A 23,324-nucleotide genomic window follows, 5' to 3' on the forward strand; every position below is an offset into this window, starting at 1 on the left:
AAGGATCGCCAATTAAATAACTTACAATTTTAATTGTTATTGTGGGATGGGCGTCCCGCCCGTCCAGAAAGGGCGGGCGGGACGCCCATCCCACAATAACCATCACGCATTGTAAGTTATTTAATTCTCATTCCTCACCACTTTCCTGACATCGTGCCCTTGAGTCTCAATTCTTCTCGACTAACTAGAGCTTCGTAGTAATCGGGTTTGATTTCGAGGGCGACTCCGTAAGAGCTAATGGCATCTTGAGTTCGCTGCAATTTTTGCAAAACGTCGCCCCGCTGCGCCCAAGCTTCCCAATTGTCTGGCTTGAGTTGAATCACTTGGTCAAAAGCGACGAGTGCTTGGGAATAGTTCTGCATTTCCCCTAGAATCACACCTCGCTGCACCCAGCCTTGATAGTTGTCCGGCCAGACAGTAATTGCTCGATCGTATGATGCTAGAGCTTGTTCGTACTGCTGCAATTTTGACAAAGCGTTGCCGCGTTTCAACCAAGCTTCAAAATTGTCGGGCACGATTTTAATTACGCGGTTGTAAGCTGCGACGGCTTCTTCGTAACGCTGCAATTTTTCCAGCGCTGCGCCTTGCTGCAACCCTACTTTTGATGTAATTTCTGCTTCTGAAGTCAGAGAGATTACTTTATCAAAACAGGCGATCGCTTCTTCGTATTGCTGCAATTTTTCCAAAGCTTCGCCTCGCAAGTTCCAAGCTTCTAGAAAATTACCTTCAATTTGTAGGGCATTACTGTAAGCGATAATTGCCTCTTTGTAGCGTTCCAATCCTGCTAGGGCGATGCCTCTACCCAGCCAAGCTTCGGGAAAATTCGGATTAATTTGAACGGCTTGGTCAAAAGCAGCGATCGCCCCTTCAAAATCTCTCGATTCTGACAGTGTTTGACCGCGCCCGATCCATGCTTCGGGATACAAAGAATTAATTTGAATTGCCCGATCGAAACAAGCAATTGCCGCGTCGGCCCACTGGTGTTTGAGAGCCATTCCTTTATAAAACCAAGCTTCGCAGTCGTTGGGCTGCATTTGCAGTACGCGATCGTAAGCTGTCACCGCTTCTGCATATTTGTGCAATTTTGCTGAAGCAATGCCGCGATTGAACCAAGCCAGACTATTTTGTGGTTGCAGTTGAATGGCGCGATCGTAAGAAGTTACAGCTTCAGCGTAGCGTTCCGCTTTCATCAAAGCCAAACCTCGGTTCAGCCAAGCTTCCCAATTAGTCGGGACGAGTTTCAGCGCGCGCTCGAAAGCCGTCACGGCTTCAGGATAGCGCTCCGCTTGAACCAACACGTTGCCTTGCCGATACCACATGGCGGGCAAATTCGGATGAAGTTGGGTTGCTTTTTTGTAACAGGTTGCTGCTGCATCCCACTGCTGCAATTCCTCTAAAACTCTGCCTCGCTGATACCAAGCTTCGTGCTTTTCTGAATTGATTTGAATTGCGGTGTCGAAAGCCGCGAGCGCTTCTGAGTGATTTTGCAAACTTAACAGCCCTGTGCCGCGCAGCATCCAAGCCCAGTATTCTTCCGGATTAATTGCTGTAGCTCGATCGGCGCAGGCTACGGTTTCTGCGTAGGAATGCAGTTGTTTGTAAGCTTTGCCCAGATTCAGCCACGCCCGGGCCCAGTCCGGCTTAATTTGAACCGCTTTTCCGTAGCAAAGGACTGCCGCTTCGTACCTTCCCGATGCGTACAATCTATTGCCCCGATCGTAATCTGGAAATGCTGCAAAAATTCTTAAAATCGGCGGCAGCAGAGCTGGTTGGGGGTTTGAGGAGTTTTCAGGAGCCGAAGTCGAGAGGTCTGGCATACGCCTTGCACATAAAAAATTTAGTTGGATAACAAGCTTGCGGTCTTATATATTAACTTATGCTTTTCTTAATCTCGCTGCTGTTTTGAAACAAATTTAGCATATCAGGCTTGGTGCAACCAATCATTTTTACTTAATTATAGTCGGTATAAAATTATGCACCCTTCCCACTTTCGGTACACGCCTATAAAATACGGTCAGTCGATTTTCGATTTTCGATTTTCGATTGACAATTCCCGCATCCAGGATACCCGCCACGTGATTCATCCGTCCAGAAATCAAAAACCTGTATCCCATGAAACTTGCCGAACGTATTTATCTCGCGCAAGTCAATGCTTAAATCTAAAATCTAAAATCTAAAATCTAAAATCGATTGACCGAAAGCATCCAGAATACAAGCAGATATGTCCTAATTCAGATTTCAAACCAAATTTAATATGTTAGAATTTCACGCGCTTTTAGATGTCACGGACTGTCATTGGGAGTCGATCGACTCGCAGCCGAATTATTGGTACGAAGGCCGTTGTCCTCAAAGCGGCGAGCTGCTGAGACTGCCGCGCACTCGAATGTCAGAGGATCTGGCCCGGGGTTTGATGCAGTACCTTGCTGCTGACGATTTCTACGATCGCGAAGGGAAGATGTACGGCATATTGCTGGTGGAGATGCCTTCGGGGGAACAGGGGATACTCAAAGCATTTTCCGGGCTGCTGAACGGTTGCAGCATTGTTGAGGGGTGGGTGCCACCGATTCCGGGACGAGATCGTGTGGCTTTCGAGGAAGCCCGCACCTTAACTCAATTGGAGGCGATGAAACAGGAACTGATTGCACTCAATCAACTCCCGCAGCGACAAGAGTATGAAGCCTTATTTCGGGAGTTTGAATTGCAAGTGCAAGTTTTGAGCGATCGGCATCGCAATTGCAAGCAGCAGCGAGACGAAAAACGCCAGTTACTGTGTCAAACTCTCGCAGCAGAAACGCTAGAGATTGCCCTGGAACAACTGAATAAAGAAAGCCGTTTGGAGAAAAGTGAACGCAGGCAATTGAAACGGCAGCGGGATGAAACATTGCAGCCGCTAAAACAATTAATTGAAGCTGCGGATCGGCGGATGCGCGCGTTGAAACAGCGGCGAAAAGAACTTTCCCGCGAACTTCAGACGCAAATGCACGCGGCTTACACTCTGATGAATTTTTTGGGGAAATCGAGCTCGATCTCCTCATTGATGCCAACAAATTCTATTCCCACTGGCACCGGCGACTGTTGCGCGCCAAAATTGCTCCACTACGCGGCAGTACACCATCTGAAACCGCTGGCAATGGCTGAGTTTTGGTGGGGGCCGCCATCGGGCGATAAGATTCAGGGAGAATTTTATGGTGCTTGTGGCGATCGGTGTCAGCCGTTGATGGGTTTTTTGCTGTCAGGATTGGCTCAAAACCCGATTGTTTCTAATAATATAAATGAGGGTTTGACGGGCGGGCTAGAAGCCCAACCCCTACTCCCCACAAGCAATAATATTTCTTGTGGAACGGGCATCTTGCCCGTTGCGGGCGGGCTAGAAGCCCAACCCCTACTCCCCACAAATCATCATATTTCTTGTGGAACGGGCATCTTGCCCGTTGCGAGCGGGCTAGAAGCCCAACCCCTACTCCCCACAAGCAATAATATTTCTTGTGGAACGGGCATCTTGCCCGTTACCCAAATGCTACCGATTATCTATGAAGACAAATGGTTAATTGCGGTGAATAAACCTTCAGGGTTGCTGTCAGTCCCAGGTCGTTATTTAGAAAATCAAGATAGTGTTTTCAGTCGTTTGCGTAACTTGTTACTTGATAGTTTAAATTTGACAGTTGTGCATCGTTTAGATTGGGAAACATCTGGGATTTTGCTATTGGCGCGGGACAAAGAAACTAGCAGTCAACTCAGGCAGCAATTTGCACAAAAGCAGGTTCACAAAGTTTATGAAGCGGTGCTTTCGGGTACTGTAAAAATAGATGCGGGGACGATCGATCTTCCACTTTGGGGCGATCCAGAAAATCGCCCTTACCAGCAAGTCAATTGGGAGTGCGGAAAGCCCAGTGTTACTCGCTTTCAGGTAATGACGAGGGAGGGAAATTGCGATCGCGTCGAGTTTTTGCCGCTGACGGGACGCACGCATCAATTGAGGGTTCATGCAGCGGATGTTCGAGGGTTGGGGATACCGATTTTGGGCGATCGACTTTACGGATGTCGGGATGCTGCGAAGCGGCTACACTTGCACGCGCGGGAACTTTCGTTTGAGCATCCGCAGTTGGGAGAAAAGCTGCACTTACAGGCAGAAACACCATTTTGAGCTAAGGGCGATCGGGCCACGATCACTATCTGTACAATAACTAATAACTAATAACCCACAACTACCACTGGGGATCGGAAGCCATCAAAGCAGTCGCAGCCTCGCTGGGTAACGGCTTAGCAAAAAAATAACCTTGGCCGTATTCGCAGCCGATCGACCTCAACCGGGCTAATTGTGCCGCCGTCTCCACACCCTCAGCAATCACATCCATACCCAAAGCATGAGCCAGCGCCACAATCGTCCGCACGATCGCCACATTCTCCCCCTCGCTTTCGAGCTCCATTCGCCCCACAAACGACTTATCAACCTTCAAAGTATCCGTAGGAAACCGACTCAAATAACTCAACGACGAATAACCAGTGCCAAAATCATCAATTCCCAACTTGACATTTAACGCTTTCATCTGCTTCAAAACCGCGATCGCCGACTCCACATCCTCCATCACCACACTCTCAGTAATCTCCAACTTCAAACTCTCGGCACTCAAACCCGTTGTTTCCAAAATCACCTTCAGGCGATCGACCAAATCCGGCTGAGCAAACTGCTTCCCAGATAAATTTACACTCATAATCAAAGCTCGATCGAAACCAAACATTTCCTCCCACAGCCGCAACTGCCGACAAGCCTCCTCCAACACCCACTCACCCAGCGGCACAATTGCCCCCGTTTCCTCAGCCACCGGAATAAACTTGATCGGCCCAATCAAACCCCGCAGCGGGTGTTGCCAGCGTACCAAAGCCTCAAACCCAATAATCCTCCCGCTTGCCAAAGAGACAAACGGCTGATAGTGCAGCAAAAATTCCCGACGCTTGAGGGCAATCCGCAAATCCGTCTCCAACTGCAACCTCTCCACCGCCAAAGCGTGCATCGAAGCATTAAACACCTGATACCTTCCCGTTCCCAAAGCCTTCGCCCGGTACATCGCCGTGTGGGCATCCCGCAGCAAGTGTTCCGGCTGTTCCCTGACAGTAGCAGCGGGTTCGCCCCCCAGGGCAATCCCGATGCTTGCAGTCACAAACACCTCCTGCCCATTCAACTCAAAAGGCACAATTAAAGCTTTGTGAATTCGATCGGCCAAATCCACAGCACTGTCAACATCAATATTCCTCACCAAAATCGCAAAATCATCGCCTCCCACCCGCGCCACAGTATCCGCGCGACCAATACTTGCCCTCAACCGCAGCACCACCGCTATCAGCAGTTCATCCCCCACCAAATGACCCAAAGAATCATTAATCACCTTAAACCTGTCTAAATCCAGAAACAGCACCGCAAACAGATGGCTGTGGCGGCCCCTAGTATTGGCGATCGCCCGCCCCACGCAATCCACGAACAAATCCCGGTTGGGCAAACCCGTTAGAGAATCGTGAAAAGCATCGTAAAGCTTCCTGTAAGCACTGACACCCACACCAGTCACCACCAAACCCAAAGTCGGCGACACTAACGGTATCCAACCACCCAGGGTAAAAATTCCATAACTAATCCCCAACAAAGCCATCAATCCCACACCCCCAGCCAATCCCGCCCTCGCAGGATGCTGAATCCGCCAAGCCACAACCCCGCCAACCATCGCCCAAGCACCGTTCCACAAAATTTCCGCCCATTCCGGCCATACCCAAAACAGCGATCGTCCATCCAAAACCGCACTCAATATTTGGCTGAGCATTTGCGCGTGCAGCAACACCCCCGGCATTTTCGGACTTTGCTTTTTAACCGGGCTGTAAGGCGTCAAAAACAAATCTCTGGTACTCGGTGCCGTCGTCCCGATCAGCACAATCTTGTCCTTAACCCAGCTTGGTTCAATTTCCCCGTTCAATACCTGCCTGATACTGACTTGTCGCGCCACATCCTTACCAGAACGGTATTTGAGCAGAATTTGGTAGCCTGTGGTGTCAATATTTGCATAGCCGCCGCTGTCAGAAGTTAAAGGCACAAATTCTGCCTTTCCCCAGTCGATTTGGTGGGGATGAACAGCGCTATTTTTCTGCTGTACTCTGTCTTTGAGATAGAGCAAAGCCACTTGCATAGAAAACGATAAAGCAATCTTTTTGTCTGGTTGCGAGACTGAGAGCAAATTGCGGCGTACAACACCATCAGGATCGAGCACGAAGTCGTTAAAACCAACTCGATCGGGCGGTATCCCCGGAGGCGCAGGCACTCCCTGACTTTCTGAATCGCTCAATTTATAGATCGCCACCACATTCGGTGCTTTCAGCGCTGCCAGCAATTCTTGGTGTCCCGGCGCTTGAGGCAAATCCCGGTACAAATCCAAACCGATGACTTTTGGCTGATACTTTTGCAGTTTTGTCAAGGTTTGAGCGATCGCACCGTCGGAAACCGGAAATCTCCCCAAAGCTTGAATATCGGCTTCAGAAATTTCCACTACCAGCAGTCGCGGATCCGGGCCGGAATCTGGCTGCAAGCGCACTAACGAGTCAAAACTCCCCAACTCCCAGCTTTGCAGGCCTCCCAACTGCCGAACTCCCATATTCAGCAGCGTTACAGTCGCGCCCACAAGCATTGCAGGCAAAATCCTCACCCGTCGGTTTTGAGAACTCAGGTTGAGGCCAGTTGCCACAGACATGACATATCGAAGATTTCGAGAGAATTTGGCAGTCACAGAAAAAATATGTCGGTGCAAATTAGCTTTGCACAAGTCTGTTCTTACAGAATTGAGCTTAATATGAGATTGAATGTAATTTTTTCAGAACTTGTGCCGCAACCGAGTTTCTTTAAGCTAATTACTCGATGCAGGCAAAGTATTTCTCGAATGGGAACCGGGTTTTTGAAGATTTGCCGACAAATCCTGTCTTTCATTGCTTGTTTCCCCAAATTCGCACAAGCGTTAAAATTTAGTCGATCGAACTTTCAGGATATTTTTGAGATTATGGCGAATCAACTTCCGATTCCGGTGATTGTTAACGGTGCAGCAGGCAAAATGGGCCGCGAAGTAATTAAGGCGATCGCCCATGCTAGTGATATGACCTTATTTGGGGCTGTAGACCGCTCTCCTGAGTGCCTCAACGCCGATGCCGGCGAATTAGCCGGATGCGGCCCGTTAGAAGTTCCCATCACTGACGACTTGCAAGGAATGCTGGTATTAGCAGCTCAGGAAAAGCAGTTAGGCGTGATGGTAGATTTTACGCACCCTTCGTCAGTTTATGAAAACGTGCGATCGGCCATAGCTTACGGCATTCGCCCGGTAGTCGGCACTACTGGCTTGAGCAGCGAGCAAATTCAAAAATTAGCTGAATTTGCCGATAAAGCTAGCATCGGCTGTTTGATCGTACCCAATTTCTCGATCGGCATGGTTTTGCTCCAACAAGCCGCCGTCACGGCATCTCAGTATTTTGAACACGTAGAAATTATCGAGCTGCACCACAATCAAAAAGCCGACGCCCCCAGCGGCACGGCAATTCAAACTGCCCAAATGTTAGCAGAGATGGGAAAAACTTTCAATCTGCCAGAAGTTGAGGAAACCGAAAAATTAGCCGGAGCTCGAGGTTCACTGGCCGATGAAGGGATTCGCATTCACAGCATCCGTTTACCCGGTTTAATTGCCCACCAAGAGGTAATTTTTGGCGGCGCCGGTCAAGTTTATACTTTACGACACGATACCAGCGATCGAGCTTGTTATATGCCAGGAGTCTTGCTGTCTATACGCAAAGTCCTTGAATTGCGATCGCTCGTTTACGGCCTGGAAAAAATCTTGTAGTCATTAATCATTAGTCATTAATCATTAGTCATTAGTCATTGGTAATGTGGAATTAATCTGACTTCTAATATTATGTCCGGTCGATTACCCCTAATACGGTAGGGGCGGGTTCACGAAAAATATCAGCCAATAATTGACAATCTCAAAAACCCGCCCTTTTAATCGCGGTCACTCGATCGCACATGATATAACTTCTGATTTGTGACTTCAACATCAATCAGTTAAATCTGTTAAATGCCTTAATATAATCAGCTTCCGAACAGACAGCCGTTGCATCCCGTACATTGCTCGTTGCCAAACTTCCTATGCTAATTCCCTTAACCCGCGAAACCTTTCAAGAACTAATTCCCGCCGTCGCCACGGGAGCGCAATACAAATATATCTGGGGAAAACCGCCCGATTTTTTGAGGCGAATGTTAATCTCAGCAGTCAGCGTAGTTTTCCTCCTGGTAGTCTACAACTTCGCCGGTTCCGATGTCGCGCCGCTAGTTTTAATCACCGGATTGATAGCTGGTTTGTACTGGCTGTGGGGGCCCATTTTGTGGGCGAGTTTGCGGAATGCAGAATGCCGCAAATATCAATACTGCGGTTTTTGGCAAGGACGAGTTTTGGATATATATATTACAGATGAAGTCACAAGTCAAGAAGAAACAGTCAATCAAAAAGGACAACTCGTAATAGTTGACAACCTAGAGCCACGAATCAACTTAGAAGTTGGTGACAAAACGGGATTTACTACTACACTTCGAGCTCCATTGCGGAAAGATCACCAAGGAATTGTCCCCGGTCAAGCTGCTTTAATGTTAATTATGTCAAATCAAGAAGATTTAGGCAGAATTGCCAAAGTTTCAGATATTTATATTCCCAGCCGTGACGTGTGGGTGAGCGACTATCCTTATTTACGCAGAGATTTGTTTGTAGAAATGAGCCAACAGATTAAAAAAGGCAGGAAAAAAGACCGCGATCGCACTAATCCAAGCAGAGATGTAAAAAGGCGATCGTCCGCTGATTATTAATATTCATCGTAGCCACAAATTTAAGAGCGATCGCAATTTCAACTTAGGACAAAATTCACTCTTATAGCTCGTAATGCCTACGGTTCTTCAGGTTTGCCCCTACAGTTTCATCTTTTTTAGTTCCGATCGAGGCGAACCAGCCCACATTCATGTTAAGGATCGCGAATTAAATAACTTACAATTTTAATTGTTATAGTGGGATGGGCGTCCTGCCCGTCCACTCATGACGGGCGGGACGCCCATCCCACTTTCAAGAGTGGAAGTTATTTAATTCTCATTCCTAAGCGCGATCGGCAACTTGCCAAATTTTGGATGACTCCTGTATCTCTAGAAAAAAATCGAGGCTTCAAAGAGCATGAATTCTCCCAAATCCGGCTCTAATACCCCCTTTATTTTTTAGTCTCTTAGAGAGAGACGCAAGGCAAGTCTAGGATCGGTTTCAACCGCCGAGTCTTATAAAAGGGATTTCTAACCCGAATTTAGTATTAGTTCAAGCTCTCAGATTCATCTGTGGAGTCAATCTAAAATCTAAAATCTAAAATCTAAAATCGACTGACTTCTCGATCAACTGTTCCCCTCTTGGCCGTAAGCTTGCCAAGCCAAATCCACCAGCCCGTTAACAATAGCCACAGCCACCACCGCAGACCCCTTGCGGCCCTCAATCCGAATGTGAGGAATCATCGAATCGTGCAGCCGCGACTTAGCCACATCAACCCCCACAAACCCAGAAGGAGTCCCAATCACCAAAGCTGGCCGAATTTCCTCAGATTCAATCAAATCTACGATCGCCGACAAAGCAGTTTGAGCCTGGCCCACCACAAAAATCCCTTCAGGATAGCGTCTTGCCAAAGTTTCAATCCCCCAAGCCGCCCGCGTCCTTTCCCTTTGGGGGCGCGTCAAAGCCTCCATCGAACAGTAAACCGGATTCGCAAAGGTACTTTGGATCAAGGGCGTAATGCCCACCTGCACCATCGGCACATCTACCACAATCGTAGTTCGAGCAGCCAAAGCCGCCGCCCCAGCCTGCAAAGCCTGATCGGAAAAACTAATTAAAGACTTGTACTCAAAATCAGCAGTCGCATAAATCACGCGGCGGACTATTTCGTACTCCGCCGCGGAAAAACCGTGGTCGCCAATTTCGTTATCGATTAATCCCAGACTCTGGGCATCGCTTACGTGCCATTCCATTTGTTGGATAGCTGTTGCCTGTGAGTTGTCAGGTATCAGCTTACCAGCTTTTAGTCATTCGTTGACTGTTGATTGTTGACTGTTGACTGTTGACTGCCAACTGACAACTAAGGATCGTCAATTAAATAATTTCCCTTTTTTCTTGTGGGACGGGCGTCGGGCCCGCCCAGAAAGGACGGGCCCGACACCCATCCCACAACAAACATGAAAAGTGGATTTTATTTAATTCTCATTCCTAAGTTTCCGACGAAGAAGATTTGCCCAACACCGGAGTCAGGAATGCCACCAAAACTCCGATCGCAAAACCGGACACATTCCGAACCACAGGCAACCAGTCAGAAGTCCGAGTCACCACCGGCCCCAGTCCGAAAGCAAAAAACAGAATGCCCCACAGCGGCGAAAAAATCAGCGCCCACTGCCAAGCCACAACCTGTCCCGGCTTCCGAGGCTGAGCCGCAAACCCGCAGATGACGCCACCAACCACCGACGTAATTAACGTCAGAACCCACTGTTCCCTCGGCAAACCGGGAACCACGCGGCATCCGCCCTGACGCAAACAGCCTTCTATGGACTCCAAAGATTCAATAATCGCTCGATCTTCGCCATTGTCCCGCACAAAAAATTGATTACCGTAGCGGGTTTGCAGTTCCACCCAAAAAGTGCGCGGCAGCAGCGGATACAGCGAGTCGCCCACATTAAAATTGAGCAAATTGCCCCCTCGCGGGTCAGCAACTAATAACACACTCTTGTCATCTAGCCCCCAATAGCTTTTGACAGCCAAACCGGGGGTGCGATCGTACTGAGTCAGCACTCGCAGTTTCCAGCCGGTTTCGGCTTCAAATGCCTTTAAATTTTTTGCCAAAGTTTGTTCTTCAATATCCGTGAGGGCTTTAGCTAAATCAATGATCGGCGTCTGAGTTGACGGCAACAAATCGGGGTTGTTGAAAGCGTGGGCCGCAGGTGCGATCGTCCACACGGACAAAGCCAGAAAAAATGCGGCAACAGAGGCTAGAAATTTTCGCGGGAAAAGCTGTGACATAGGAACTTATAATCCGGGTCTTAATTGTGAATGCTAGCTGGCGGTCTTAACCAGAGGATAAGAGAAAACTCATATTTCTTTACAATTATTTACTTTACAGGAAGCCGAGAGCAAGGGGAAGGGTTCGGGGAAGGAAAGTTTTGAACAGGGAAGGGACTGACAATTAACTGTAGAGGGCGCAGTTGCGATCCAGGGCCAACCATCGTTAAGCAAGAGCTCGATTTCCTGACGGGGTGAGTATCGATCCCAGATATTGCACCCGCAATCAAAAACCTGTAGGCGCGGGTTCACCAAAAGCTTTAAGGGGTGCAGACAGGTTAAATAAACCCGCCCCCACCTACAAAAAAGCCCCTTATTGATATTGGTGCAACATCTCAGATTAATAATAATTCAAGCCGATGGTAACAAAGAGAGACCCTGTGTGCGATCGGTTATTTAAGTATTTTCCTGCCTGAAAAAACTTACCTTCATAAAGATTTAGCATAAGTTGAAAAACTACCAGTAAATATACTGGAAATCCAACAGACTAGCAACACCCAAAAAAGCTCTAAAATTATGTATTTTCCCGAATATCTTTATCATCGAGCCGAGCCGATAATGATGAGCAACCGCTGAATAATGATTTAAAAAAAATTAACCATTTCTCAAGGAGCGCCCAGAGTGCCTTTAACCGACCAGATTAGAGAACCTTTAACAGAAATGGAATCCTTAATTCCCGGACTTGCCCCAACTTTCGCCCCACAACGGCCGGGAATTCAGACTAACAAAACCTTATTAGATCAAACTCCGGGCTCTTCTCAAAACCCCGAACAACTTAACTTAATAGAACCCGCAAGCGGGCCCGCATCCGAATTCAGTCGAACAGAAGCTGATGCTTTTATTATTAATAAAGCCTCCAATATTAACAGCATACCGGAGGCTAACACCAGCCCTCTGATAACTAACAGCACTCTCAGGGATACAACAAATTCTGAAGTTGACCCCCTAATTGGTAAACTCGACTCGGACTTAGGAGACCCCCTAACCAACCCAAATCGAATTGCCTCAAATAACGTTTCTTCTGATTCTAATAAATCTGCGACTGACATACCTCCAGTCAACTCGTCAATCAGCAGCTCAGAACTAAATAAAACCACAGCAGCTACAACCGCTGTTCCCGATCAATTGCTGGAAAATAAAACACAATTATCGCCAACCGCCTCCACAAAATCAGAACAAGATTCGGACAAAACATTACCAGTTGTAACTGCATCTACCACGAGCGAAAAAGCTTCCGACAAAACGCCATTACCCGCTACCGCTGAAACGACTTCAAAACCCGAAGAACACCAAACGCCTTTATCATCAGAGACTACACTCTTCTTCGAGTCATCACCAAACAAAATATCATCGGCAACTGCATCAACGTCTGACAATTCAGGAGAAAATACAACATCACCCGCAACTGCCTCAGCCACTGAAAACCCTGAACTAGATCGAACATTACCTGCAACTACATCAACGACTGATAAATCAGAACCAGATCGAACATCACCTGCAACTGTATCAACGACTGACAAATCAGAACCAGATCGAACATCACCTGCAACTGCGTCAGCTTCTGATAAATCAGAATCCAACAAAACCTCAGTTGCGACTACATCAACCACTGACAAATCCGAACCCAACAAAACTTCACCTACCGAAATCTCCACCACCAAAAACTTAGATACAGCCACTAATCTAGAACCCAATAAAACCTCAACCCCAGAACCAGATCAAACCTCAACTCCCCCAACCAACATCAACTTTGACTCAAACGCATTCAGTGTCGATGAAAAAGGAATAATCGGCATACAATTCACATCCGACGGCGGCTGGTATAGCGGACAACTAGCCATCGTCAGCCTACTCGGAATGGAAAAATTCGTTCCCGGTTCCGAGGCGTTCATCAAAGAAGCAGCAAGTCGAGCTTTAAGCAACTCGACAAAGGGCTACATCGCAATGGATGACGATTTAGAAGGAGCATATTACACCGATCCTAACAGCTCAGAAAACCTCAATTCCGGGCAATACCTCGGCACAAAAACATTTGCCATGACGCCTGGGGACAAATTCTTCTTCATGCTAGTACCCAACGGCACCGTACAGCAAGTATACGACAACCCCGCAATCGGCGGCGACAAAAAACCCCTATTTTCAATAGCTACAGACAATCCCAGCGACGGCTTCAGTATCGGTCAAATTGCCGATATTACAGGCGAAGGTCAACTCTTCGTCATGGAAGACATGGGGCTGATTCAAGGGAGCGATCGGGATTACGATGATATCACATTCCGAGTCACGGGCGCTATATCTAAAATCATTCCCCTCAGCCAATTAGTTGACCCCTTCTCCGCATCAATTCACTCCCAGTTAATTCAAAAACTGAAGGGTGAATCGGATAAATCCGATCCGAAATTTACCCGAGAATCAACTGTTACCAATTCCGGTGATAAATCCCAGGGAGAAACACCATCGATAACTGCTGATAACGACCAACAAAAACCTCAGCAAACAGAAACATCAACAGTTGGTAAATCCGACAGCCAAGAATCGCCAGCCACAGAAACATCAACAGTTGCTAACTCAGACAGCCAAGAATCGCCAGCCACAGAAACATCAACAGTTGGCAAATCTGATACTCAAGAATCGCAACAAATAGAACAAACAGCCTCTCCCCCAGAGACACCCAGTGTTAGCCCTAATGAATTAAATTCGGAAATAGAACGGCCAGTATCAGCAGAATCAATTGTCAGCGAGTCAGCAGATGCTGAATTAATTAAAACCGACACAACTGCAACTAATCGCATTCCTAAATTGCCGGCTTCAGCCGACTATGCTGTAAATAATGCTGCTTCCCCACCAACCGCTGAAACTCTGCTAATTCCCACTCCCATCGCGTCACAGCCTCCTGCAAAAACATCTGAGATTGCCGATAATTGGGGCGAAGAATTGCCAAGAGAAACCAATGACAATCTTCCTAATACTGCGTCACAATTGCCGACCCAAATTTCTGAGGTTATTCCCGCAGAAAAGGCTGCTGGTACTCAGGAAAATGACCGGGCTGTTACCGAAAACGCAGCCGAATTTGAAACTGAACAATTTTCCACAACAACCGCTGAGATTATTGCTACAGAAAAGGCTGTCGATTTAATTGAACATGATACCGCTTTCCCTGAAATAGCAGCCGAATTAGAAACAGAAAAATTGGCAACAAAAACTGAGTCAATTGTTGCCGCACCCGAAGCGGATGATACGGTTGAACGCGATATCCCTGTTGCTGAAATAACAGCCGAATTTGAAAGCCAACAATTGCCACCAAAAACAGACGATTTCGCTCTTGCTGAATTCACTGCGGATACAATTGATACGGACATCGCTGTCACCTTCACAGCAGCAGAATTAGAGACTGAAAACTCCCCGGCAACTGTCATTAATTCTCTCGATACCGACCCGCTAATTTCTCACTCAAACTCTAGCGTACAAACCGATTCTCCTATACAGACACTTTTCTCAACTCCATCAGAAACAGCAGCAGGTACGGCACAGATAGCCTCAGTCGAAACAAGCGTTTCACCCTCAACTCTTAAATCCACACCAGAACCAAATTCAAACCCTTATAATAGCAATTCAACTCCCACAGAAACTACCGTCGCCCAGCCCACATATTCTGATACCGAAATTGCGCCAAAACCCGCAGATGTATCGAGCGGTTTGCTGCCGTTAGAGGCAGAAGAATCGGCTCAATTTTCGGACGGTATTGCAGACAGTCAATCTTATTCCACACAGAGTACAGGCAACTTCTAAAGCAATATCAATCCCCCAACAAATTTATCAATAACAACAACAGCCAATTTACCAATCCCCGGTACTTTCCTTGTAGATAACCAAGGAAAAGTCAAATTTGACTATGTATTTGATGGCGGCTCCTTTGAAGGCGAACTCGGAATTTTCAGCCTGGCCGGAATGTCCGCATTCACACCCGGTACTCCAGAATTTATCGCCGAAGCATCCCGTAGAGTTTTAAGCAATTCCACCGACGGACACATTGTAATTAGCGACTCTACAGAATCCGCAAAATTTACTGGTGCGATGCCATTCGACGGGGATTGGGGCAGCGGCGAATATCAGGGTATCAAAACTTTCTCCATGCTACCAGGCGACACCTTTGCCGTCATGTTAGTCCCCAATGGTACAGTACAGTCATCGCTTCAATCCTCGTATTCGGGAAATTTGTTCCCCGAAAACCGTCCCTTATTTAGTATCGCCACAGCCAATCCCAACGATACCGCTCATCTGCTACAAATAGCCGACATTACCGGCAGCGGCAACACCTTTGCCCTCGAAGATATGTCGCCTCCTAACTCGGACAGAGATTACAATGACCTAATCTTTAAAATTAGCGGCGCGACCGGAAACGCACCGCTGCTGGATACAGTCATCAACCCTGACAAAGAGTGGCGCAATACTCCGCTAGGACAACAATTACTCGCCGAAGCCAATCCCCCGAATTCTGACAACAATCCGCCCGTTGTTTCGCCGACAAGCGCTCGAACTTACACAGAATTAGAGACAACTATTTCATTAGACAATCTAGCCACAGATGCAGAGGGCGACCCTCTGACAATTAGCGTCCTCAATCCAGTAAACGGTACTGTAATTTTCAATCCCTTAACTAACAAAGTATCGTTTAAACCGGCACCCGGTTTCTCTGGAATTGCCAGCTTTGATTTCCTTGCCAGCGACGCTTTTGGGAGTTCAACTCCCGCGCGGGTAACAGTCAATGTCAGCGATGTTCCGCTGCTGAATCTAGATTTTGTGAAGCGAAATCCCCGACTGGATGCGGGAGAAAGTACGGAATTGATTGTGCTGGGAGATTTTGCCGACCAACAGAATGTCGTGCTGCCGGATTCTTATTTAACTTACACTTCATTCAATCCAGAAATAGCGCCAATAGATGCTGCTGGAAATGTAACGGGTTTGATCAACGGTACTTCAATTTTGAGCGCGAGTCGAAATAACTTGCAAGCAGTAACAGCAGTGCGAGTAGGAGAATTGCCAGCCCCAACCAACGATGCAGAATTCAATCAAGCATTAGCAGAGATTTATGGTTTGAATGTCTATCCCAAGGCAGTCACGATGACAGCCGGAATGGGGCGAGCGCTTTTAGTAGGAATTGACAAGATCATCCAATCCCCCGATTTGAAATTCGGTTCCACAGGAACTCGCTATTTCCCCGGAAACTCCAACTTATTGCAAGTGAATTCAGACGGCATTATTACTGCAATAGAAGAAGGAGTTACTAACGTTACCGTCATTCACGGAGCAGCCGAACAAGTCGTGCCAGTACGAGTCTCCCTGCCTGCCGCCGCCGGAACAATTTTAGGAGTAAATGGCGGTGCAGTTACTGGCAGTGACGGTTCAATTGTGATGGTGCCGCCCGGTGCTCTTGCCGAAAATACAGCTATTAGCTTGACATCTCTAAGCAGCAATGCTCTATCCCTACAACTTCCCGACGGTTTGCAGTTTGCCGGAGGCTTCAATTTAGACTTGGGTGATGAATCTCTGAAATTGCCCGCTCAATTAGCAATTCCAGCCCCCGCCGGCTTATCTCCCGGTACCGAAGTTTTATTCATGCGAAAAGGTTCGCTGCCGGATGCTAACAATATTCAAAACCCAACTTGGCTGATTCAAGAATCCGGCTACGTCGATGCTTCGGGTACCATCCGAACCAATTCCCCACCATTACCTGGTGTTTTAGATAGTGGCGAATGGGCGATGTTTGCATTTCCAACTCTGGGGTTTTTACAAGCTCCAGTTCCCACACTGGAACAGTTATTCACTATCGCAAATGTAGATGCTACCCTTAAAACTTCTAAAGCCCTCAGCCTCTCAACTAATTTCGGTCTCCAAAGCACCTTTTTAGGAGCCAATGCCGGCTTAATCGGTATCGCCGCCGCCACCGGAGCTCAATTCGCCGCGACAATCTTACTCCTTGCTTACTTAGCTAAATACCTGCAATCTGGATTGAAAGTCATCGCCATTCCACAAGTCGGTTTACCTGTAGTCACTCCTGCGGGTGTCGAACTCGATCCAGAAGGGATTCCCAGCGTCACAGCGACTCTAAATATACCGACATTATTCCCAGCAGACCCCTTCGCACCTCCAGTGCTTCAATCCGCTGAATTTAAGTTGGAAAATGGATCCCCAACCGTCGTCCTGACAGGCAGCAATTTCCTGAATAACTCCAATGATTTGGGCGGTGAATTTGAGGATTTAACTGTCAGCTTCCGCGTCGGCGACAAAACTTATCCCGGCATTTCGATACCGGATAAAAACACAGATTTAGGAGAAAATCGCTACAAAATTGCTGTCAAAATTCCGATTACCGTACCTGTCGGTGAATCCAGCATTGTAGTATCGAGGAAGCAGAAAAAGCGCTTCGGGCCGGGTACTGGAGATTACGAGATTGTCGAACTAGAAAGTGAAGAAAATATCCGCCTCGCCCCTACCTGCGTTGAATTGGCGCTGGTGACCGAACGCACGGGCGACAAAATCAACGTTATTAACCTCAAAGACCCTTTATCAACTGTTGAAACCCAGACCAGCGATAAATTGGCGGTTGCTTTTAACATTCCTGTGGGTAATCCCAATATCCCATCAGACCGACCGGAGTCGATCGCGCCTACCAACAATGCTACCCGCGGCTACGTGACTCTGCGCGACACCGGCCGCGTGTCTGTGGTGGATTTGATAGCCCTGCGAGAGATAGACACTACTCCTGAAACGGCGACTGTAGATGCGATTAGCTTGCCCTCTGGAGCCAGACCGCAAGCTATTGTTATCGACCCCAAAGACAATTATGCTTACATTGCCGACCAAAATCGCCCCAACATCTACGTTCTCGACATCAATCCGAATTCGGCAACTTATCATACCGTTGTTCAGACAATTAACGTCTCATCGCCGCTGGGATTGAGCCAGTTGGCTATCAGCAGCGACGGGCGGCGACTGTTTGCCACAGGTTCCGACAATAACGAACAAACACCTAACCGCCGCATTTACGCTGTCAACATTGACCCCGCCGACAAACCGAAGGCTGAGGGTTCTAACGATCGCAAGTGGCAGCAGCAGATTGGAGTAATTCCCACCGCATCAGAGACAGAGGGCATAGCTGCTACTCCCGACCCCAAGAAAATGGTGTTCACCAACGGATTTGCTAGTGTCCTCACCATAAGTAATGGGGAGCAGATCAAGCTTCAGAATGACGGCCAGGGCTTTGGGGTACTCGAAATTGAGTCTGATGACCCCCTCAACTTTAGTGCTAAAGTCAGCTACGCTCCTCTGTCGCTGGGCCTAGCTAATGACTATTTTGATGTCAACGAGGCAGTGGCTGTAACAGTAACGCCAGACGGGAAATATGCGTTTGTTGCCGGCCGCAACTCTAGGGCAAATATAGGTACGCGCGAGGGTGGAAATATAGGCATTATCAAAGACCCGCTGGGACCCAATCCTCAATTGGTGGCTGCGACTCGACCGATTCCCGACAGCTTAACTAACAACCTAGCGCTTTCGAGCGACGGCAAATATTTGATTGCTTCCTATCCCACCACAAATTTGGGAGGAAGTTCCTACGTTTTCGATGTTCAGGAAATGATTAAGGCTATAGAGAATCCCGGCAATTACAAGCTTGACGCACGAGACAGGGGAGTGGGTACCGTTGGTTTCGCGACTGACACTGAGCGAAATGCGACCCAAGCCGACTTCGCCCGCGTGCCCATTGACGATATCAACCCTCTTGTCAGTATTGCGGCCGACTACGAAATTACGGGGGGAAATTGGATTAATAACTTTGAGTTTAGCGTCCCGGATGGCACGAAACGCGCTCCCATTGGTATCGGCGGAAATCCTAAAGGTTTGGCAATAGCTTCTGTTAAAAATTGGCTGGAATTAAAGGGACCGATTGGTAATAGCGAGAATGATAGCAATCCTTTAACTCCTACTTTTGAGTGGGATATTAAAGGCAAAAATGAGGAATGCGGTCTTCCTAATTTAGACCCAGATAAAGACATTCATGAAGTCAATCTTTATGTCAGCGTATTTCCCAAAGAGGAAGGATTATTACCGGGGGATAGGTGGCCTGGGTTAGAGGCTCTAACATCGGCACAAGACTACAATCCCAATCGTATCCTGACTGCTAAGTGGAGTAAAGATACTGGTAATTGGACTTGGAACGGCGTCAGTAAGCCTGGTAACTTTGAGGAGTTTACTCTTCCTCCCAGTCTCATGTTAACAGCCGGCCAGAAATACTACTGGGCTGTGGAAGCTTTGGGAGAAAATGGAAAACAGCTAGGTACAGGTCAACCCGTAACAGGTGAGTTTAAAACTCTTCTGCCCACGGTAAAAAATAGCAATACTTTCAGCAGCGTCACTGTTTTAACGCGGGGTTTAGAGCCTGGCGAACCGGAACACAGCCAACTGATTGACAACCAACTTAATGGAGTTGCTAAACACATTTATGAAGAAGGAGGTGCCGTTCAGAAATATAACTCTGCAACTGGGAAGTGGCAGTCAGTTGCCCCCGAAGGAAACGATTGGATATTTAGTAACGCCGTTCGGTCTCCTCAATATGGCAAGCCATTAGTGCTGCTAGCTAATTGGGTGGATGAAATTCAACCTCACAAACTTTACAATTCGGGTTTTGCTGAGGCAGCCGCAGATGTTTTATTTGCCTCAATGGTACAACTCGATTTGGAGGAGGGCGGTTCTATCGGAAAGGAGGGTAAACTTTATGATAGTACGGGCAAGTTAATCCGCAATCAAGGAGCTGTTTTCAACTCGCCGCTACATTTTGTTGGTTTCGGTCAGGGGGCTGTTGTTAATAGTGAAATTGTACAGCGTTTGGGTACGTTTTTACCTGATGCCGGAGGTACGAATAGCGCAAATCGCGACCTTCAGATGACGACTATTGACCCTTACGATTACGATGATAATTCTTTTTCTGGACCTTTCCTTAATATTCAAGATCCGGAAATTAAGGTTTGGAATAATGTCACTTATGCTGACAATTACTACCAAACTAATGGTATTGGGAATACAATTAACGGGCGGGAACTTTCGGGAACGAACTGGAAATCTGATTGGAATGTTTCACTCAATAATCTGGCTGGTTTTACGCCGGATGATGGGGAAGGTGCTTCCCATCGGGCTGCTTTGGCTTGGTATGCGGGGACTGCTAATCTCAATGAAAGTCAGTTTCCTTCGGAGAATGGCGAAACAATTTACCGTCGCTTGGGTGATTTGGAGCAAAATAATATTGCTGATGTTACTAAGACTTGGTACACTCCTGAGCACACTAATGCTAGTTTTACTCAGGGCGATACTAAAGCTCCTTGGGAAGGAATTGGTACGGGTTGGTTCGACTCTGTTTTGGGGGGAGGTTCTCAATTACGGCCTTATTTTGATGGTGGGAAGAAGACTAAAAATGAGTTGGGTGACTTTGAGGATTATTTGAAGAAGAATCGGGTTTCGGTTTACGAGGATAATACCTACACAGATAGGATGCGGGGTGATTATGCAGTTCCTACTTTGTTTAATGGGAATTTTGATGCTGTAGCTGGCAGAAAAAGCGCTCAAACTATCCCAGGTTGGTCTTTATTTAATGGTTCCTCTGAAGATGTTTTACAATCCCACTTAGTAGATTGGTATACCATCGGAGAGGAAGTTGCAAAGAATAGAGCCAACACACCCGGCTTAAAAGACTTAATAGGTAGCGGTTACTTAGATGCCATAAGCTACGATGTGGCTCGACCTAATTTTGCCCTGAGAATGGGAGTAGGTGGGACAAAGAAAATCGTACATAACTACTTTGTGATGCCAGAATGGGGAGATTTGCGATTTAACCTCCACGCGCCGTTTCAGAACCGTGGTGGAAAACTTAAGGTCTGGCTGGAAACTACACCAAAGACAGACTCGCAAGGGCAACCAATTATTGGTACTGGCAGTCACCTTCTCAAAGAGATAAATCTCTCAGCAGATCCAGAAAATAAACTAGAGACATATGCAAGCGATATTGACAAAATTGGTTTTGGCAGAGGAGGGTTTGAAACTTTCCATGTAGATAGCAGTAAGCTAGATCAGTTTCGAGGTCAGAGCGCTAAATTGAGGTTTGAAGTTGAGGGAGATACCAGAGTTTATTTAGATGATGTTTTCTTTAAGAGTAGTCACCTTGAATTTGGCAATCCATCAGAAGCTAGGTACAGTCCTGAAGAACCAAACAATAATCCCTATCGCGAAAACTTGTTACTGGAAAAACCGCAGTACACAGCATCTTACAATCGCACGACAAAAACTCCCAACTGGGTAAGCTGGCAGGTAAATAAATCATGGATTGGCGGACAACGCCAAGCTGACGATTTCATCGCCGATCCTACATTACCTAATGGCTGGCCTCAAATTAGTGGTAGCAATTATGAAAATAATAACGGGTTAAGTCTGGGATTTAACAAAGGACATATAATCCCTTCAGGAGATCGGACAAGATATCCCAAAGACAACATAGCCACTTTTTTAGGAACCAACTTAATCCCGCAAAACGCTGACAATAATCTGTTTTTTAGCGCTCCTAATAATCCCGCCGAAGCCTCTGCGTGGTACAATATAGAACAGTTAGTAACAGGTTTAGCTGAAAGTAGTAAACAAGTTTACGTTGTTGCGGGTACCTATGGCACAAATTGGGAACCACAGAAAAAGAGTAACGCTCTCCCCAACGATTCTAGGTATCAAGGGCTTACCAATTCTGAGGCTTTTCGGCAACAAGGAATTAACATTCCTACCTGGACATGGAAAACAAATCTAGTTTTAGAGCATCCTAGCCAAGGGGTGCCTGATGTTAATCGCAATACCAAAATTTACACATTTCTTACACCTAACAGAGCCGAACCATCAGCGCTAGACTGGGCTAATGCTGGGGAGCAAGGAATAGTCCACCCGTTTTATGAAATTGGAGAGCGGTTGCAATTAAATCGAGTTTTATCTCCCATTAAAAATGTGACTGAATGGCGAGACCCCAACACTTGGTTAGTTAGTCTTGAAGAACTGGAAAACTTGCTTAAAGGTAAAAATATTAAGCTGTTTTCAAATATTCCTGGAGATATTCGAGATTCTCTCAAGCAAAATATAAACTTGCCACGTCCATGATTTATAGAAATCAAATTGATGGCAAATAGAACCCTACCTTTTCCAATTAGAAGCATATTCACTAGGACCAATGATAACTTCTCCGTTGGGCAAGGTAGTGTTACGAAAGAATGCAGATTCCGTGAACAGAAGCTCAGCCCCACTCAGGTTAGCTTCTGTAAAATCTACACCATACATTTCTGCATATAAGTTGGCATCTTTCAAATTGGTATAGCTTAAATTTGCTCCTCTCAAGTTAGCAATACACAGATTAGCACCGCTCAAATTTGCCCCCCTAAAATTAACTCTCTTCAAGCAGGACTCTTGAAAATTGACACCGCTTAAGTTAGCATTAGCAAAGTGGGCACTCGGCATAATAATGTTAGGCAAATCCACACCTCTAAGATCGGCCCGATACAAGACTATGCCCTCAAACCTTCTTTCTCCAGCAGCGTAGCGCCGTAGCAATTCTTGAGTTTCAAGAACTCTAACTGGATCGCTTTTATAGCTGCCATCCGGCATAATAGTATGACAAAACAACGCAGATTCTGTATCAATATTCTGCCATTGAGCCGAGACAAAATTGGTGCCAGTTAGGTTCGTCTCAGCCAGGCTAACATTGTTTAAGTTAGTATTCTCCAAATTAGCACCGCTCAGGTCAGCATACTTCAATTGAGCATTAGTCAGATTAGCCTTGCTAAAATTTGCCTCCACTAAGCAAGTGCTCCTCAAATTAGCATTTTCTAGATTAGTGTCACTTAAATTAGCACCGCTCAGGTCGCACCCCTGGAAAATACTTGAGTGCAAATCAGAGCCACTTAAATCGATATCGATCAGGTATTCACCTTGGACAACAATTCCTTCTAAATTCATTCCAGAAAAGTCTCTCCATCCATCTTTGTACAAATTGACAACCTCCGGACCTTCCATCTCTGGGTGATGTTCGTAGAGGGATAGAAGCGGCATAAATTTTTCGGTTTCTTCTTCCCCTTCGAGATATTCTTCGCTATTCATCACTTTTTT

The 23,324-nt window shown here is 46.8% G+C and carries 8 protein-coding genes and 1 pseudogene; 4 read left to right on the top strand and 5 right to left on the bottom strand.

What is annotated here, in order from left to right:
* Window positions 1-134 precede the first annotated feature (134 nt).
* On the bottom strand, window positions 135-1,817 hold the full coding sequence (locus QUB51_RS15300) for a tetratricopeptide repeat protein (RefSeq protein ID WP_333261890.1): 1,683 nt from the start codon (window positions 1,815-1,817) through the stop codon (window positions 135-137).
* Between the two features lie 437 nt (window positions 1,818-2,254).
* Here QUB51_RS15300 and QUB51_RS15305 point away from each other — a divergent pair, with 437 nt between their 5' ends.
* A complete protein-coding gene (locus QUB51_RS15305; RefSeq protein ID WP_333261887.1) occupies window positions 2,255-4,144 on the top strand; it encodes a pseudouridine synthase in 1,890 nt (629 codons plus the stop codon).
* Between the two features lie 61 nt (window positions 4,145-4,205).
* Here QUB51_RS15305 and QUB51_RS15310 read toward each other — a convergent pair whose 3' ends face one another.
* A complete protein-coding gene (locus QUB51_RS15310) occupies window positions 4,206-6,728 on the bottom strand; it encodes an EAL domain-containing protein (protein ID WP_333208447.1) in 2,523 nt (840 codons plus the stop codon).
* Between the two features lie 303 nt (window positions 6,729-7,031).
* On the opposite strand from QUB51_RS15310, the gene dapB reads away from it, so the two are divergent.
* On the top strand, window positions 7,032-7,859 hold the full coding sequence (gene dapB, locus QUB51_RS15315; RefSeq protein WP_333208486.1) for a 4-hydroxy-tetrahydrodipicolinate reductase: 828 nt from the start codon (window positions 7,032-7,034) through the stop codon (window positions 7,857-7,859).
* Between the two features lie 305 nt (window positions 7,860-8,164).
* Window positions 8,165-8,875 (top strand): phosphate ABC transporter permease, encoded by a 711-nt coding sequence (locus QUB51_RS15320; protein WP_333058320.1) that lies wholly within the window; start codon window positions 8,165-8,167, stop codon window positions 8,873-8,875.
* 564 nt (window positions 8,876-9,439) lie between these two features.
* On the opposite strand, the gene QUB51_RS15325 is transcribed toward QUB51_RS15320, so the two are convergent.
* Window positions 9,440-10,063 (bottom strand): precorrin-8X methylmutase, encoded by a 624-nt coding sequence (locus tag QUB51_RS15325; RefSeq protein ID WP_333058319.1) that lies wholly within the window; start codon window positions 10,061-10,063, stop codon window positions 9,440-9,442.
* A 235-nt stretch (window positions 10,064-10,298) separates the two neighbouring features.
* The gene (locus QUB51_RS15330; RefSeq protein WP_333058318.1) at window positions 10,299-11,102 is read right to left on the bottom strand and encodes a TPM domain-containing protein; all 804 of its coding nucleotides are present in this window, start codon (window positions 11,100-11,102) and stop codon (window positions 10,299-10,301) included.
* A 660-nt stretch (window positions 11,103-11,762) separates the two neighbouring features.
* Between QUB51_RS15330 and QUB51_RS15340 the strand changes: the two are divergent.
* Window positions 11,763-22,322, top strand: a pseudogene (locus QUB51_RS15340) (DUF4114 domain-containing protein).
* A 33-nt stretch (window positions 22,323-22,355) separates the two neighbouring features.
* Here QUB51_RS15340 and QUB51_RS15345 read toward each other — a convergent pair.
* Window positions 22,356-23,315 (bottom strand): pentapeptide repeat-containing protein, encoded by a 960-nt coding sequence (locus tag QUB51_RS15345; protein WP_015179873.1) that lies wholly within the window; start codon window positions 23,313-23,315, stop codon window positions 22,356-22,358.
* Window positions 23,316-23,324 lie beyond the last annotated feature (9 nt).

The sequence above is a fragment of the Microcoleus sp. AT8-A3 genome (genome assembly GCF_036705675.1).
In the GTDB taxonomy this organism is placed as follows: domain Bacteria; phylum Cyanobacteriota; class Cyanobacteriia; order Cyanobacteriales; family Microcoleaceae; genus Microcoleus.